A 15,767-nucleotide genomic window follows, 5' to 3' on the forward strand; every position below is an offset into this window, starting at 1 on the left:
CGGCCCCCCCCCCCCTGGGCCCGCCGGGGGGCCCCCGCCCGCCCCCACGGTTCTGCGTTTCCGATCGGCACGAAATCAGCCCGCCTGGTCGGAAGCTGCCAGCTGCTTCACCGCCTCGTCGACGCTTATCGAGCCGCTGAGCAGTTGCTGGGAGACCCGTCCCATCAGGTCCAGGGTCTTCGAGGAGAGCGCCACGTGCAGGGCGGGCTTACCGCTGTCGAGCGCGGCGACGATCGCGGCGGCGGCCGGGCCGGCCTGCGACACGTCGATGGTGGTGTCGGCGGCGATCGCACCGGCCTCGGCGTAGAACGCCTGGAGCGCCCCGGTCGACGTCAGCGACCGCACCAGGTCGGCGGCGACCTTGGGATCCTTGGTCCACTTCGCCACCGCGTACCCGATGCCGCCGTCATAGGCCAGGCTCGGCGTGGTGCCGGGGGTGACCACCGGTGCCTCCATCACGCCGAGCTTCTCGGGCGTGAGGAACTCGTTGAAGTCCTTCCAGTGCCCCACGTCCGACATCAGCCCGATGACGTGCGCGGCCTTGGCGGACTGGAAGAGCGCGAACGAGTCGTTGAACATCGCGGTCGAGTTGGCCCCGTCGTTGTTCAGGCCGGCGTCACCGGCCTCCTTCCAGAGCGCGAAGATCCGCTTCACGTTCGGCGACGTCCAGTCGCGCTTGCCGGCGATCCAGTCGTCGTACTCCTGGGCGGTGAGGATGCCGGAGCCCAGGGCCGACATCCAGAACTGGATCCCGGCGCCCTCCTTGTTGCCCAGCGCGAAGCACTTGGCGTCGACCTTGTCGATGGCGGCACAGTCGGCGAGGAACTCGTCCCAGGTCGTGGCCGGGCTCGCCGGATCGAGCCCGGCCTTCTCGTAGAGCGCCTTGTTGTAGTAGATGGGGTGTCCCTGCAGCGTCACCGGGGCGGCGTAGACCTTGCCGTCCTTGGTGAAGGCGTCCCAACCCGCGAGCCGCTGCTTGTCCTCGGCCACGTACTCGTCGAGCGGCACCAGCGCGTCGACCCGGTCCCGGATCTGGCCGCCGCCGTTGAACAGCATCACGTCCGGGCCCTTGCCGGACTGGATGGCCGCGCCGAGCAGCGTGTAGTACTGGTCGAACGGCTGCGCGACGAACTCGACCGTGACGTCGGGGTGCTTGGCGGCGAAGTCCGCCTTCGCCTTGTCGACATACGCTTTGGCCGACGGCTCGCCGGACTTCCAGTCCCACACCACCAGTTTGTCGGTCGAGCCGCCGGAGGAAGGGCCCGTGTCGCTGGCACTTCCACAACCTGCCGTCGCCAGTCCCACAACGAGGACGGCGGACCACAATGCTCGTTGTTTCATCGTTGTTCACCTCTGAAGGGAGTGGCTGACGGCCTGCCGCAGCCAACGTGATCAAGAACGTAACTCGTATGACGTCTGACGTCAACAGTCAGCCGTACACTGGCCGTGGACGTCGTGGTTCGACGAGCCAATCGGAGGGGGACATGACGCCATCGCAGGAGACGGCCCTGGAGAAGCTGGCCGCCCCGACCTGGTCGCGCCGCCCCACCAACCTCGCCACGGCGGTCACCGCCGAGCTGGTGGAACGCATCGTTCGCGGGGTGCATCCGTCCGGCACCGCGTTGCCCCCCGAGCCGGTGCTCTGCGAGACCTTCTCCGTCAGTCGAACCGTCGTCCGGGAGGCGGTGAAGATCCTCCAGGAGAAGGGTCTGGTGCAGGTCCGCCAGGGTGCCGGCACCATGGTCACCCCGCCCTCGAACTGGGACATGCTCGACGAACTCGTCCTCGCGGCCACCATCGCCGAGGACGACAGCCTCGCCATCCTCGACGACGTGGTGGTGACCCGGCGGCTGCTGGAATCCGACATGGCACACGTCGCCGCCCGGGTCGCCGATGAGGAGACCGTGGACCGCCTGCGCGCCCTGGTCGACCGGATGGACGAGCTCGTCGGCGACACCGTCGCCTACCACGAACTCGACCGTGCCTTTCACGACACCGTCATGCAGGCGTCCGGGAACCGCATCGCTCGTGGCGTCGTGCAGGCGCTGGAGAGTCAGGTCGTGAACACGGCGCGGTACACCGGCCGCACCGAGCGGTCGCTCTGCGTCGCCTCCAACCGTGGACACCGACGTGTTTACGAGATGATCGCCGCCCACGACCCGGAAGGGGCCGCGGCGGCGATGTTCACCCACATCACCGAGGCCTGGGTGGTCCGCCGCAGCGGCTCGGGCAAGCCGGACCGCCTGCAACGCTGACCCGGGACACGACGGGCCGACGGGCCCGACCTCCTGGCTCCCACTGCCGCCAGGAGGCCGAGACCCGCCGTCGCCCTCGGCCCGGTCAGGAGAACTGGGCGAAGAAGCGCCAGATCTCACCCTTGGTCCAGGTGGTGATGCCACTCTCGGCGTACGTGCCGTCCACCGGCCCGGGCATGTGCCCGTTGTCGAAGGCCGCCCACTGCACCGGGTAGCCGGCCCGGCAGCCGGAGTAGGCCGTGGTGATGTGCGTACGGCTGCCCGCTCCCGGCTCCGGCGGGTTCTGGGCGTTGCACCCGTTGTTGCGGACGAAGGTGTCGCGCAGCCCCCGGCCCTGGCCGATGCTGAGGACGTTGTCCGAGATGCCGTGCAGACCGAAGTACGCGATCGGCTGCGTACCGCCGCTGCAACCGCTGATCTGTGCACCGGCGATCACGGCGACCGCCCGGAAGACGGTGGCCCGGGCGCAGGCGAGGGCGTAGCTCATGCCACCGCCCCAGCTGAAGCCGAGCGCGAAGCGCTGCCTCGGGTTGACGCACAGGTCGCTCTCGATCCGGCGGATCATGTCGTCGACGAAGGTGACGTCCTCGCCGCCGGCGTTGCCCCAGCCGTTACCGAGCCCCTGCGGGGCGACCAGGATCGCGCTGTTGTTCGACTGCTCCTGCTGGCCGTAGTAGGACCAGGCGCTCCCGCTGGTGCCGCCGGAGGAGATCTCCTGCATGGTGCCGCCACGCCAGTGGAAGGCGAAGATCAGCCGGTAGGCGGTGTTGTTGTTGTAGTTGGCGGGCAGGCGCAGGATGAACTGGCGGCTCTTGCCGTTGCTCTGGATGGTGTGCGTGCCGTTGTACAGCGTCGGGGCCTTGCCGCACCCGGTGCCACCGGTCGGTGGTGGCGACGTGGGGCCGCCCCCGTCGACCCGGGCCAGTTGCCACTGCTGGTTGGCGCCGTTCCAGTCGGCGTACTGCACGATGTTCGCGCCGTCCGCGGTGGAGGCACCCTGCACCTCGACGACCTTGTTGCTGTGCCGGCTGATCAACCGGACATGACCGCCGTCCGAGTCGGCCAACCGGAACTGCTGGTTGGTGCCGTTGTGGTCCGACCACTGCACGATCGCCCCGCCGTCGGCGGTCGAGAAGTTGTGCACGTCGAGGACCTTGCCCGAGTGCCGCGACTTCAGCCGGTAGTAACCACCACCGGAGTCCACGAACTGCCACTGCTGGTTCGCGCCGTTGTTGCGGGTCCACTGGCTGATCCGCGCACCGTCGTTGGTCGCCAGACCGTACACGTCCAACGCCTTGCCACTGTTGCGGTTGACCAACACGTACCAGGCGTTGGGGTCCACGGTCGCCGCCGCCGCGGGCGCCGCGTTCACCACCACGAGCGCGCTCGCCGCCAGCACCGCGGCGGCCGCCGCGGCCAGCCCCGACCGCCAGCCGCGTCTGGGTGGAGAGGCGGGACGAGCCTCACCGATGGCCTTCATGGTCCACTCCTTCGATCGGGGTCATCCACGAGCAGCCGTGGATGCCCTGGGGATGTGCCGGCGTCAGGTGGTGGCGTCAGCACGGTGGGGTGGTGCGAAAGATCCGGTCACCGGAGTCGCCGGCCGGCATGACGACGTGCCCACGGTCGCAGCCGGCCGGCGCGGGACCACGGCGGTGAATCGGGCTCCCGGCTGCCACGAGACCCGCTCGTGACAGCGAAGTTAGCGTTAACGTCGTCATACGTCAAACGACAGAGGTCTATCGATTGGCCCTCTCCGAACCCGGCTCCGGGGCCACGCGAGAGGCCCGGCACGGCTCGCCGACGGACCCGGTGGCGACTCCCGGGCCCGGACGACGGTCACGGCGTCCAGTACAGGTGCGGGTTCACCCGCCCGAACCAGTCGAAGACGGCCATGTTGTCCCAGCCGTTACCGGTTCCGTTGATGTCCGCCGGATCCCACCCGTTGCCGCGCACCGCGTGCCAGGTCGGCTCCCAGTAGAAGACACCGACCGCACCGGCGTTGCGCGCGGTGTTCTGCACCCAACTGAACTGCTGCGCCTGCCCGGACCAGGTGGCCGGGATGTTGTCGCAGCGCTCGGTACCCGAGATCACGTTCGGCTGGTGGTCGGCGTCGGCCGTGGTGAACGGGTACGCGGTCTCGGCGATCACCACCGGCTTGCCGTAGCGCGACCGCACGTCGGCGATCACGTTGTACAGGTTGGCCAGGGTGCCGTGCCACATGCAGTAGTAGGACAGTGCGGTGACGTCCCACGGGACACCCTGTGCCCGGATCCCGTCGTAGAACCAGCGGGCGTTGGCGTTGCTGTCCGCGTTCGCCGTGTGGATCCACACCTGGGTGCCGCCGTGGCACGCCTTGGTGGCCTGGTAGCCCCGCTTGAGCAGGCTCGCCAGCGGGGCGAAGTCGTTGTTGACCACCTGGCCGGCGGGCCAGAGCATCCCCACGTTGATCTCGTTGCCGATCTGCACCGCGTCCGGCGTGGTGCCCTGCGCCTTGAGCGCGCTGCACACGTCGTAGGTGTAGTTGTAGACGTCGGCCTGCAACTGGCTCAGCGAGTGGTTGGCCCAGGCCGCCGGCGGATACTGCTTGCCCGGATCAGCCCAGGTGTCCGAGTAGTGGAAGTCGATCAGCAGCTTGAAACCCTTCGCCTTGATCGTCCTGGCCTGCTGAAGCACCCTGGCCTTGTTGTTGTAGCCGCTGGCCGGGTTGTTCCAGACGCGCAGCCGCAGGTAGTTGACACCCTTCGAGGCGAGGATGTCGTAGGGGTCGGCCGGCGCGCCGGAGGCGTTGTAGTAGCGGGCACCGAGGTCGAGGCTGCGTTGCAGCGAGGAGACGTCCGCGCCGCGCATGGTGAGAGTGTTCGCCGCCTGTACGGGGGCGGTCAGGGCCAGCGGGGCCGCGAGGACGACCACCGCCGCGAGGACCCGGAGGGACGGTTTCATGGCGCTCCTTCACATCCGCGGGATGCGGGTGCCCGACGAGGTTCGGGCAGGTCCGGCGGGTCTGCCGGACGGTCTCGGCACCAGGTGAGGTGGTGACAGGTGTCGATGGCTCAAGCGTGACAGTCAGAGTGACCCATGCCGGCGCTTCCGCACCACCCCCCAACGGCCGCGCTCCGGACCCAACGTCGTGCGCCCGTCGGGGGGCCGGCGACGGTAGGTTGCCGGCATGGAGCTGGAGTTCGCCGGTGAGGTGTGGTTCTGGCGCGGCCCGTCCCCGTTCCACTTCGTCACCGTGCCCGACCAGCACTGCGGCCAGCTGGCGGAGGTGGCAGGTCAGGTCAGCTACGGCTGGGGAATGATCCCGGTGGCCGCGCGGATCGGTGGTACCCACTGGACCACCTCACTGTTCCCCATGCACGGCGGCTACGTCGTGCCGGTCAAGGACAAGGTCCGCAGGGCCGAGGGCATCGAGGTCGGCGACGTCGTCACGATTCTGCTGACCGTCGACGCGAGATAACGGCGCGCAGGCCGGCCGTGAAGCGGTATAACCCATCGATTATCTTGCATGTGTCGATCCGTTTCGGTAGGAAGGCTTAGGAATCGTTCAGGTTCCGCTTCCTGGGAGGAGCGACGATGAAACCTGTCCTGCGCCGTCTACGCACGGTGACCGTCACACTCGCCACCTGCACCCTCGGACTGGCCCTGCTGTCGGCCCCCGCCGCGGCACAACCCGCGCAGCCGATCACGCCACTGTCCGAGCGGGCACCCGAATCGGACCAGTTCTCGGCCGAGGGTGTGACGACCGTCGGTGAACTGCGTACCGTCGGCGGTTCGTTGTCGTCCGCCCGCGACGGCCGGACCCAGATCATCGAGCACCCCGGCGCGACGTACATCAAGGTGCACTTCAGCTCGCTGCGACTGGCTCCCGGCGAGTACGTCACCGTGTCGAGCCCGGACGGCCGGGAGAGCTACCGGTACGACCGTCACCTGAACCGGGCGACCGGCGCGGACTACACCACCGACGGCCGGCCGGGCTTCTGGGCGATGTCGGTGGAGGGCGACACGGCGGTGGTGACGCTGCACGGCAACCGCTCCTCCCGGGGCAGCGCCGCGACCATCGACCGGTTCTGGCGCGGCTACGACCGCACGGAGATCGGCCAGTACAACTTCTCCATCCAGTCGGTGTGCAGCACCGACGCCCGCCGCGACGTGGTCTGCTACCAGAGCAGCCACCCCACCGAGTACGCCCGGGGCAACGCGGTGGCCCGGCTGCTGATCAGCGGCGGCGGGATGTGCACCACCTGGCGGGTCGGCAATACCAACCGCATGCTGACCAACAAGCACTGCTTCTCGACCCAGGCCGCGGTCAGCGGCAGCGAGATGCAGTTCAACTACCAGTGCGCCACCTGCGGCGGCGCGAACCCGGGCCCCGGCACGAAGGTGAGCGGTGCGACGCTCTACCGGGTGAGCAGCGGCGGCTCCAGCCAGCTCGACTACGCCCTGTTCTCGGTGAACAACTTCGCCGCCATCCAGGGCTTCGGCACGCTCTACCTGGCGACGTCCGCCACCACCACCGGGACGCAGATGTACATCCCGGGGCACGGTGACGGCAGCCCGAAGCGGCTGTCCATCTTCGAGAACACCCAGAACGGGGCGCGCTGCACCGTGCGCAACGCCAACTACAACACCTGGAACATCAGCTACAGCTGCGACACCTCCGGCGGCAACTCGGGCTCACCGGTGCTGAACAGCAGCCACCGGGTGATCGCCCTGCACCACCTCGGCGGCTGCCCGTCCAACCAGGGCGCCAAGGCACACCTCATCTACAACGAGATCGCGAGCCTGATCGACAACGGGTGACCGCCGTGCTGGCGACCCGGACCGGAGCCGTCCGCCGGGTCGCCACCACCCTCGTCGGGCACACACCGCACGCCGCCGTACCATCCGGTACATGACGATTGCCGTCGAACAGCACGTGGCCGCCGATCCCGCCACCGTCTGGCGGACCGTGAGCGACGTCGAGCGTTGGGCCGAGTTGCTGCCCACCATCGACGAGATCACCCGCATCGACGACGCCGGTCCGGTGACGGTCGGCAGCGGTTTTCGGATCCGCCAGCCGGGGCTGGCCACCGCCAGGTACGAGATAACCGAATGGCGACCCGGGGCCGGCTTCACCTGGCAGGCCCGTACGCCGGGCGTCCGGACCACGGCGAGCCACGAGCTGCGTCCGGAGGGCTCCGCGACCCGCCTGCGGCTGAGCATCGACTGGGACGGCCCGGCGGCCCGCCTGGTCGAGCTGCTGTACGGCAGGCGCACCCGGCGGCTCCTCGAGCAGGAGGCGACGGTCTTCGCCCGGCTCGCCTCGGGCGGCGAGGGGGCACGATGAGCCCGGTCGAGCGCACCGCCACGCGGTGGGAGGTCCTGGACGAACGGTTCCGGGCGGTCAGCGGTGACCACGTGGTGCAGCGGCTGTTCGACGGCGGGCGTTGGCTGGAGGGGCCGGCGTACTCCGCCGCGTGGCGCTGCCTGCTGTTCAGTGACATCCCCAACGACCGGGTGGTGCGGTGGGACGAGGTCACCGGCCGGTGCGACGTCTTCCAGACGCCCGCCGGTCACCCCAACGGCCGCACCATCGACCGCCTCGGCCGCGTCGTGACGTGCGAGCACGGCCACCGTCGGGTGACCCGTACCGAGCCCGACGGGTCGTTGACCGTCGTGGCGGACCGGTGGCGGGGCAAGCGGTTCAACAGCCCGAACGACGTCGTCGAGACCAGCGACGGCTCGTTGTGGTTCACCGATCCGAGCTACGGCATCGACAGCGACTACGAGGGGTACCGGGCGGATCCGGAGCTGGACGGCTGCCACGTCTACCGCTGCCCGCCGGACGGCCGGGTGGAGCGGGTCGCCGACGACTTCCGGCGACCCAACGGTCTCGCGTTCTCGGCGGACGAACGGCGACTGTTCATCGTCGACACCCGACGTCGGCACCTGCGTCACTTCGACGTGGGCCCCGACTGGACGCTGCGCGACCGTGGCGTGCTCGCCGAGTGTGACGCCGGCTCGTTCGACGGGATCCGACTCGACCGGGAGGGCCGACTGTGGGTCGCCGCCCACGACGGCCTGCACTGCTTCGACCAGGAGGGCACGCTGCTCGGCAAGCTCCGGCTACCGGAGATCTGCTCGAACCTGACCTTCGGTGGCCGCAAGCGCAACGTGTTGTTCGTGACGGCCACCACCTCGGTCTACTCGCTCGCGCTGAACGTCACCGGCGCGGGCCCGACCGGCCCGGCCACCGGGTAGGCACCGGCGTCCGCTGGTCGGACCACCCGGACACCAGCCACCGGTCCGCCGCTGGCGGGCCAGGGCACCCGGGGAGGGTTGGGTGGCCACCGACCCGGGTATGGCACACCTGTTCGAGAGAAGGGTGCCGAGATGACCGAGAAGCATGATCCGCAGGCCGCGGTGAAGGACCCGGACGAGTGGGTGACCGGCGACGAGCCGACGACGGCGGCGCAGGAGTCCTACCTGCGGACCCTGGCCCGCGAGGCGGGCGAGAGCGTGCCGGACGACCTCACCAAGGCCGAGGCGGCGAAGTTGATCGACCAGTTGCAGCAGCAGACCGGGCGGGGCGACCAGGGCTGATTCCGGAAGGCCACCTCCAGCTTATCCACGGGTCAAGCCGCGCGAATCGCCCTGGATGCCGATTTTGTGGGTCTGGTCGGTACATATTCTCGACCAGTCCCCGAGCGGCAAGCCGTTGGCAGACCAGGGAGCAGCGTGTCCGAGACAGCGCGACAGCTCGCCATCGAGCAGCAGGTGGTCGACAAGGTGTACGAGCGGCTGGCGGTCATGCGGTCGCAGGCGAGGGAACTGGAGTCCGAGGGTCGGGGTCGCGCCTCGGCCGGCCCGTCGACCGGGCTGGTCGAGCGCGACGCGATGGTGCTGCGCGCCGCCACGCGGCTGTCCGATCTGGACGGCCAGGAGGAGGGCCTCGTCTTCGGTCGGTTGGACCTCGACGACGGCGAGACCTACCGCGTCGGCCGGCTGGGCGTACGCGACGAGGACCGGGAGCCGCTGGTGGTGGACTGGCGCGCGCCGGCTGCCGCGCCCTTCTACCGCGCCACCCCCGGCGAGCCGCTGGGCGTGGTCCGCCGTCGGATCATCACCTGCGCCGGCCCTCGGGTCATCGGGGTCGACGACGAGGTGCTGTCGGCCGGCGACGTCGACGGTGTGGTGGGTGAGGGTGCCCTGCTCGCGTCCCTCACCCGGGAGCGCGGCCCGCACATGCGGGACATCGTCAGCACCATCCAACGCGAGCAGGACGAGGCGATCCGGGCGCCGGCGCACGGCGTCACCGTGATCACCGGTGGTCCCGGAACGGGCAAGACCCAGGTCGCTCTGCACCGTGCCGCCTATCTGCTCTACACCGACCGGGGGAAGTTCGCCGACGGCCGGGTGCTGGTGGTCGGTCCGTCGACCGTGTTCACCGAGTACATCGGCCGGGTGCTGCCCGGCCTCGGTGAGGACAGCGTTCACCTGCGGGCGATCGGCGAGCTGTTCGACGGCGTGGTGGCGACCCGACGTGACCGCGCCGAGGTCGCCGCCGTCAAGGGCGACCTGAAGATGGTGCGGGTGCTCACCGAGCTGGCCTGGGACACCCCGCCGAACGTGCCCGGGCGGTTCGGCAGGCTCGACGCCGACGACCTGGCGAGAGCCCGCCAGGAGGTACGTCGACGGTGCGAGGCGCGGGGCGTCAAACCCAACGGCGCCCGCGCCGAGGCGGCGCGGGTGCTCTCGGAACTGCTCGACGGCCGGGAGGTTCCGGACACCTTCCTGAGGTCGTGGTGGCCGATGCTGACCCCGCAGGACGTGCTGCCCGCGCAGCACGGGCAGTGGTCGGTGGACGACGTCCCGCTGCTCGACGAACTCGCCGAGATCCTGGGCCCGCCGGTCGCCCCGACGGTTACCGGGAGGAAATGGCAGGTGCGTGAGCTGAGCAGCGGTCCGCGTCTGGCGGAGACCTTCGTGCTCAGCCTGAGCCTCAACGACGGCTGGCAGCTCTTCGCGCCCGGCCTGTCCACCCCGATCGCCGTCTCCGGCCAGTCCCTGGACACCGGCAACGCCTGGGCGGCACAGCGCTGGGCGGCGGCGATCATCCTGCGTGAGGGCCACACGGTGGTGGCCTGGGTGGACGGCTTCGACCCGTACGGCGAGGAGGGGTACGTGCCGGAGCTGGCCGAGCCGCTGCCGGTCGCCGAGGCGGTCGAGCCGGTCGAGGACGTGTACCTGCACGTGATCCTCGACGAGGCCCAGGACCTGTCGCCGATGGAGTGCCGGATGATCGCCCGCCGGGCCGCCCACGCCTCGATGACGATCGTCGGTGACCTCGGTCAGGCGACCCATCCGCTGGCCGCGGCGAGTTGGCCGGAGTTGGTGCAACAGTTGGGCAAACGCGACGTCCGGATGCTCGACCTGCCCACCGGCTACCGGGTGCCGCGGGTCATCGCCGACTACGCCGCCCGGGCGTTGGCGCCCGGGATCGCGCCGACCCGCTCGTTCCGCCCCGGCGGAACCCTCACCGTCCGTCGGGTGGACGACCTGCCCGCGGCCCTCGCCGAGGAAACCGGCGCGGTCATCGCCGCGGACGCGAGCGCCGACCAGCTCGGGGCGATCCCGGTCAGCCAGGTCAAGGGACTGGAGTACGACCGGGTGGTGCTGGTGGAACCCGCCGACATCGTCGCCGCCGAGCCTCGCGGCATGAACCGGCTCTACGTGGCCCTGACCCGGGCCGTCGCCGAACTGGTCATCCTGCACACCAGGGCACTGCCGGAGACACTCAGGTCGTTACCTCCGCGACCACCCGCCACACCTGGGCGGCGAGCCAGTCGTTGAGCTGGTCCGGCTCGACCTCGTCCCGGTGGTCGAACCACCAGATGATGCCGGCGTCGACCATGCCGACGACGCTGGCCACCACGTACGCGGGCAGGTGCGCCTCGTGCCCCGCGGCGCGCAGGTTGGCGGCGGCCGCCTCGGTGATCTCGGGGACGGCGTGCGCGGTGCCGAGGCGGGCCCGGAACCGGTAGAGGTTGGGGTGGGCCACCGCCCAGCTCAACACCCGGCCGACGACGCCGTGCACCACCTCCGGCGGGGTGCCCGGAGCCGACAGCGACGGGCGGATCCAGGCGCTCACCTGGCGGGCGGCGTACCGCGCCACGGCCTGATCGAGGTCGTCCTTGCTGGCGAAATGACGGTACACGTGCGGTCGGGGCAGCCCGGCCCGGTCGGCCACCGTGCCGAGCCCGGCGTCGGTGCCGTGTTCCTCGATGACGCGGACCGCGGCCTCCACGATCACCTGCCGTCGCCGAGCCCGCTCCTGCGGGATGCCACCGGCACGGCGGGCGGCGATGGTGTCCCGTTTCACCAACGCATTGCTCACCGGATCACTGTAGCGGCTCGGTAACCTTGGCTGGGTACGAGCTGTACCCAACCAGCGTCCTGCGAGGTAGCCATGCCCAGTCCCGCACCCGGCCCCGTCGACCTCACCCACCTGAGGGAAGTGCTCGACGGACCGTGGGCCGAGGTCCGCAACGCGCACCGCCGGCACCTCGACGAGCGCTTCCTCCCGGTGTACGGCGAGACCGGCGACCAGGCGCGCGAGCGGGTCACCCGGCTGCTCGGCGAGCTTCCGGTGAAGCTGGGCATCGCCTCGGCCTTCCCCACCCAGTACGGCGGTGGATCCGACGTCGGCGGCTCGATCATCGCCACCGAGATGCTGGCCCAGGTGGACCTCTCGCTGATGGTCAAGGCCGGCGTGCAGTGGGGCCTGTTCGGCGGCGCGGTCGCGGCCCTGGGCACCCGGCGCCACCACGACGCCTACCTCCGGGACATCATCTCCGGCCGGATCCTGGGCTGCTTCGCGATGACCGAGACCGGGCACGGCTCCGACGTCCAGCAGCTGCGCACCACCTGCACGTACGACCCCGAAACGCAGACCTTCGACCTGCACACCCCGCACGGGGCGGCCCGCAAGGACTACATCGGCAACGCCGCCCGGGACGGGCGGATGGCGGTGGTCTTCGCGCAGTTGGTGACCAACGGGCAGCGGCACGGCGTACACGCGTGGTTGGTGCCGATCCGCGACGAGCGGGGCAACCCGCTACCCGGCGTGACCATCGGCGACGCCGGGCCCAAGGCCGGCCTGCTCGGCGTGGACAACGGGCGACTGAGCTTCGACCACGTCACGGTGCCCCGGGACATGCTGCTGGACCGTTACGGCCAGGTCGCCGAGGACGGCACGTACTCCAGCCCGATCGAGAACGACTCGCGGCGCTTCTTCACCATGCTCGGCACCCTGGTCCGGGGCCGGGTCAGTGTGGGTGGCGCCGCGTCGGCGGCCACCAAGTCGGCGTTGACCATCGCGGTCCGGTACGGCGACATCCGCCGCCAGTTCAGCACCCCCGACGCCGAGCGGGAGGTGCTGCTCAACGACTACCTGGCCCACCAGCGCAAGTTGCTGCCCGCCCTGGCCACCACCTACGCACTGCACTTCGCCCAGGCCGAACTGGTCGCGGCGGTGCACGAGGTGCAGGGCGGCGACAGCCCGGTCGACGAGCGGCGGCAGCGGGAGTTGGAGTCCCGCGCCGCCGGGCTCAAGGCCGCGCAGACCTGGCACGCCGCGCGCACCATCCAGCTGTGTCGCGAGGCGTGCGGCGGCGCCGGCTACCTGGCCGAGAACCGGTTGCCGGGCCTGCGCGCCGACACCGACGTCTTCACCACGTTCGAGGGCGACAACACGGTCCTGCTGCAACTGGTCGCGAAGGGGCTGCTGACCGGGTACCGGGACGAGTTCGGCTCGCTGGACGGCTGGGGACGTGCCTCCTTCGTCGCCGAGCAGGTCCGGGAGATGGTGCTCGAGCGCAGCGCCGCCCGGTCGCTGATCCAGCAACTGGTCAGCGCCGTACCCGGCCGCGACGAGGAGGTCGCCGTCACTGACCGGGGCTGGCAGCTCAAGATCTTCGACGATCGCGAGAAGCACCTGCTCGAAGGGGCGATCCGCCGCCTGCGCAACGGCGCGGCCAGCAAGCGGGACCGCCCGTTCGACATCTTCAACGACGTCCAGGACCACGTCCTCACCGCCGCCGCGGCGCACATCGACCGGATCACCCTGGAGGCGTTCGTCGCCGGCATCGAGGACACCGCGGACCCGGCGGTCCGGGCGCTGCTCTCCCGCGTCTGCGACCTGTACGCCCTCAGCGTCATCGAGTCCCACAAGGGGTGGCTGCTGGAGCACGGCCGACTCACCCCGGTCCGCTCGAAGGCGATCACCGCGGTGGTGAACGGCCTGCTCAAGGAGTTGCGTCCGCACATGCGAACGCTTGTGGACGGCTTCGCCATCCCGGACACCTGGCTGCACGCCGCCATCCTGCGCGAGGAGCCCGGCCGCCAGGACACCATGACCGCCCACGACAGCACCCCAGGCGGTTGACATCCGGCGCGGGGGAAATGTGCAATATGTTGCATGCCGATTCCTGCGCGTACCGGCGTCGTCGCCCGGTCACTGCTGCGCGACGACGCCTTCCGGGCGATCCGCGACGCGATCGTGAACGGGACGCTGACCCCTGGTGAGCGGCTCAACGACGGCGATCTCGCCCAGTGGCTCGGGGTCAGCCGCACGCCGGTACGCGAGGCGCTGACCCGGCTCGAGGAGGCGGGCCTGGTCCGGACGAGGCCGGGCCGTTACACCATGGTCAGCCCGCTGGACCTGCGGGCACTGCGTGGTGCCCAGTCGGTGACCACCGCGATGCACGAGCTGGCGGTGCGCGAGGCACTGCCGAACCTGTCCACCGCCGAACTGGACGCCATGCGGGCGGCGAACGCCCGGTTCGCGCGGGCGCTGCGGGACGACGACGTGGACGCGGCGGTCGCGGCGGACGACGACTTCCACGGCGTCCTGGTGGGCGCCTCGGCGAACGCGGCGCTGCGGTCGGTGCTCGACCAGTTCACGCCCGCGCTGCGGCGGCTGGAACGGCTCCGCTTCGCCTCGCTGAGCGGCCGTGGCTCCGTCGCGCAACACGAGCGGATCATCGCGCGGTGCGCGGCCGGTGACGTCGAGGGTGCGGTCGCCGCCACCCGCGCCAACTGGCAGACCCTGGCCCCCCTGCTGGACACCGCGATCGACGCGGGCGGGCCCGACAGCTGAGCTACCGCGGCAGCTGCGCCGCCTCGTCGATCTGGTGCGTCACCCGACAGGCGACCTCCCGCAGCGCGGTGACCTGTTCCTCGGTGAGCCCGTCGATGACGAACCGGCGTACCGCCGCGACATGCCCCGGCGCCGCGGCGACCACGAGCTCCCACCCGGCTCCGGTCAGCACCGCCCGGTTGTAGCGGGGGTTCTCCGGGTCGGGCTCACGACGCAGCAGACCTCGCTGCTCAAGACGCTTGACGACGTTGGACAGCCGGGACAGCGAGCTGTTGATCTGGCTGGCCAGGGCGCTGAGCCGCAGGGTGCGCCCGGGCGCCATGGACAGGCCGCTGAGCACGAAGTAGTCGAACAGCGTGAGGTTGTGGTCGCGTAGCAGTTGCGCGTCGAGCGCGCCGGGCAGCTTGAACATGAGGCTGGCCAGGGCGAGCCAGGCCTCGCGCTCGCACTCGTTCAACCACCGGGGTTCCTCCGGCATGCCGCCCAGCCTAGCCGCCGCCCTGGCGGCGGGAGGTGAGCCATCTCGCATTCACTTCAACCTTGAACCTCAAGGACCCTATCGTCGACTTCAAGCTTGAACTCAACCTATCTTGGAGTTGTCGTGACCCTGTTCCGACTGGACGCCAGCATCCGTACCCACGGGTCCGCGAGCCGCGAGATCGCGGACATCGTCGAAGCGGAGTGGCTCGCCGCTCACCCCGGTGACCCGATCGAACGTCGCCACATCGGCGTCGACGCGCTGCCCGCCACCGCCTGGGCGGCGGCGGTCGCCGCCGGGACGACCGCGCCCGAGGAGCACACCGCCGAGCAGCGCGCGGCCCTCGCCCTCGCCGCGACCCTGGTGGACGAACTGCTCGCCGCCGACGCCATCCTGTTCGCCGTGCCGCTGTACAACTACGGCGTCTCACAGCACTTCAAGACCTACGTCGACCTGGTCAGCACCGACCAGCGCGCATTCGGCAAGCCGTTCCTCGCCGGCAAGCGGGTCGTGCTGGTCACGGTCCGGGGCGGAGCGTACGGGGGTGGCACCCCCCGGGAGGGCTGGGACCACGCCACGCCGTACCTGCGCCGGATCATCGCCGACTGCTGGGGAGCCGACCTCACCGTCGTCGAACGCGAGTTCACCCTCGTCGGCGTCAACCCCGCCCTCGACTCGTTCGCCGACCAGGCCGCGAAGATGCACGCCGAGGCCCGGCAGGCCGCCCGGGAGGCCGGTCGCGCGCTCGGCGCCGTTCCGATCCCGGCCTGAGCCCGCCGCCGAGAACCTGCCGGGCCGTCCCGGGCGCCCAACCGCGGGGTGGGGCCCCGCGCGGCCGCCCCCCCCCGCCCCCCCCTGAGGCCCCACCCGAAACCCCGGCGGGGGGGTTAGC

Annotated in this window: 15 protein-coding genes; 10 read left to right on the forward strand and 5 right to left on the reverse strand. The window is 70.5% G+C overall.

Features of this window, described 5'->3' with window-relative positions; translation table 11 throughout:
• Positions 1-75: 75 nt before the first annotated feature.
• Positions 76-1,341 (reverse strand): ABC transporter substrate-binding protein, encoded by a 1,266-nt coding sequence (locus tag V5O40_RS26385; RefSeq protein WP_332907967.1) that lies wholly within the window; start codon positions 1,339-1,341, stop codon positions 76-78.
• Positions 1,342-1,484: 143 nt separating this feature from the next.
• Here V5O40_RS26385 and V5O40_RS26390 point away from each other — a divergent pair, with 143 nt between their 5' ends.
• The gene (locus V5O40_RS26390) at positions 1,485-2,255 is read left to right on the forward strand and encodes a FadR/GntR family transcriptional regulator (RefSeq protein WP_269739061.1); all 771 of its coding nucleotides are present in this window, start codon (positions 1,485-1,487) and stop codon (positions 2,253-2,255) included.
• Between the two features lie 85 nt (positions 2,256-2,340).
• Here V5O40_RS26390 and V5O40_RS26395 read toward each other — a convergent pair whose 3' ends face one another.
• Both V5O40_RS26395 and V5O40_RS26400 read right to left on the reverse strand, forming a co-directional pair.
• Positions 2,341-3,735, reverse strand: coding sequence for an RICIN domain-containing protein (locus tag V5O40_RS26395; protein ID WP_332907968.1), 1,395 nt, complete (start codon positions 3,733-3,735; stop codon positions 2,341-2,343).
• Between the two features lie 359 nt (positions 3,736-4,094).
• Positions 4,095-5,198, reverse strand: a complete 1,104-nt coding sequence (locus tag V5O40_RS26400) for a glycoside hydrolase family 53 protein (RefSeq protein WP_332907969.1) — start codon at positions 5,196-5,198, stop codon at positions 4,095-4,097.
• Between the two features lie 226 nt (positions 5,199-5,424).
• Between V5O40_RS26400 and V5O40_RS26405 the strand changes: the two genes are divergently transcribed.
• From V5O40_RS26405 to V5O40_RS26430, 6 genes are all read left to right on the forward strand, one after another.
• Positions 5,425-5,715, forward strand: a complete 291-nt coding sequence (locus V5O40_RS26405; RefSeq protein WP_332907970.1) for a DUF1905 domain-containing protein — start codon at positions 5,425-5,427, stop codon at positions 5,713-5,715.
• Between the two features lie 116 nt (positions 5,716-5,831).
• A complete protein-coding gene (locus tag V5O40_RS26410; RefSeq protein ID WP_332907971.1) occupies positions 5,832-7,058 on the forward strand; it encodes a trypsin-like serine peptidase in 1,227 nt (408 codons plus the stop codon).
• A 91-nt stretch (positions 7,059-7,149) separates the two neighbouring features.
• Positions 7,150-7,584, forward strand: a complete 435-nt coding sequence (locus tag V5O40_RS26415; protein WP_332907972.1) for an SRPBCC family protein — start codon at positions 7,150-7,152, stop codon at positions 7,582-7,584.
• Complete coding sequence (locus V5O40_RS26420; protein WP_332907973.1) at positions 7,581-8,498, forward strand: SMP-30/gluconolactonase/LRE family protein; 918 nt, start codon at positions 7,581-7,583, stop codon at positions 8,496-8,498. Before V5O40_RS26415 ends, V5O40_RS26420 begins: the two co-directional genes overlap by 4 nt.
• Positions 8,499-8,630: 132 nt before the next feature.
• Entirely contained in the window at positions 8,631-8,840 is a 210-nt protein-coding gene (locus V5O40_RS26425; protein ID WP_269739069.1) for a DUF3072 domain-containing protein, read from the forward strand.
• 135 nt (positions 8,841-8,975) lie between these two features.
• Positions 8,976-11,090: a HelD family protein gene (locus V5O40_RS26430; RefSeq protein WP_332907974.1), complete on the forward strand. Its 2,115-nt coding sequence runs from the start codon at positions 8,976-8,978 to the stop codon at positions 11,088-11,090.
• Here V5O40_RS26430 and V5O40_RS26435 read toward each other — a convergent pair.
• Complete coding sequence (locus V5O40_RS26435) at positions 11,035-11,634, reverse strand: TetR/AcrR family transcriptional regulator (protein ID WP_332907975.1); 600 nt, start codon at positions 11,632-11,634, stop codon at positions 11,035-11,037. The two genes, V5O40_RS26430 and V5O40_RS26435, sit on opposite strands and share 56 nt — an antisense overlap.
• Positions 11,635-11,706: 72 nt before the next feature.
• On the opposite strand from V5O40_RS26435, the gene V5O40_RS26440 reads away from it, so the two are divergent.
• Entirely contained in the window at positions 11,707-13,683 is a 1,977-nt protein-coding gene (locus tag V5O40_RS26440; protein WP_332907976.1) for an acyl-CoA dehydrogenase family protein, read from the forward strand.
• Positions 13,684-13,716: 33 nt separating this feature from the next.
• A complete protein-coding gene (locus tag V5O40_RS26445) occupies positions 13,717-14,397 on the forward strand; it encodes a GntR family transcriptional regulator (protein WP_332907977.1) in 681 nt (226 codons plus the stop codon).
• Position 14,398: 1 nt separating this feature from the next.
• Here the strand turns inward: V5O40_RS26445 and V5O40_RS26450 are convergent, their stop codons facing one another.
• Positions 14,399-14,875 (reverse strand): MarR family winged helix-turn-helix transcriptional regulator, encoded by a 477-nt coding sequence (locus V5O40_RS26450; RefSeq protein ID WP_332907978.1) that lies wholly within the window; start codon positions 14,873-14,875, stop codon positions 14,399-14,401.
• 123 nt (positions 14,876-14,998) lie between these two features.
• Between V5O40_RS26450 and V5O40_RS26455 the strand changes: the two genes are divergently transcribed.
• The gene (locus tag V5O40_RS26455; protein WP_332907979.1) at positions 14,999-15,646 is read left to right on the forward strand and encodes an FMN-dependent NADH-azoreductase; all 648 of its coding nucleotides are present in this window, start codon (positions 14,999-15,001) and stop codon (positions 15,644-15,646) included.
• The last annotated feature ends 121 nt before the right edge of the window (positions 15,647-15,767 follow it).

This window comes from Micromonospora palythoicola, assembly GCF_036689795.1.
In the GTDB taxonomy this organism is placed as follows: domain Bacteria; phylum Actinomycetota; class Actinomycetes; order Mycobacteriales; family Micromonosporaceae; genus Micromonospora; species Micromonospora palythoicola.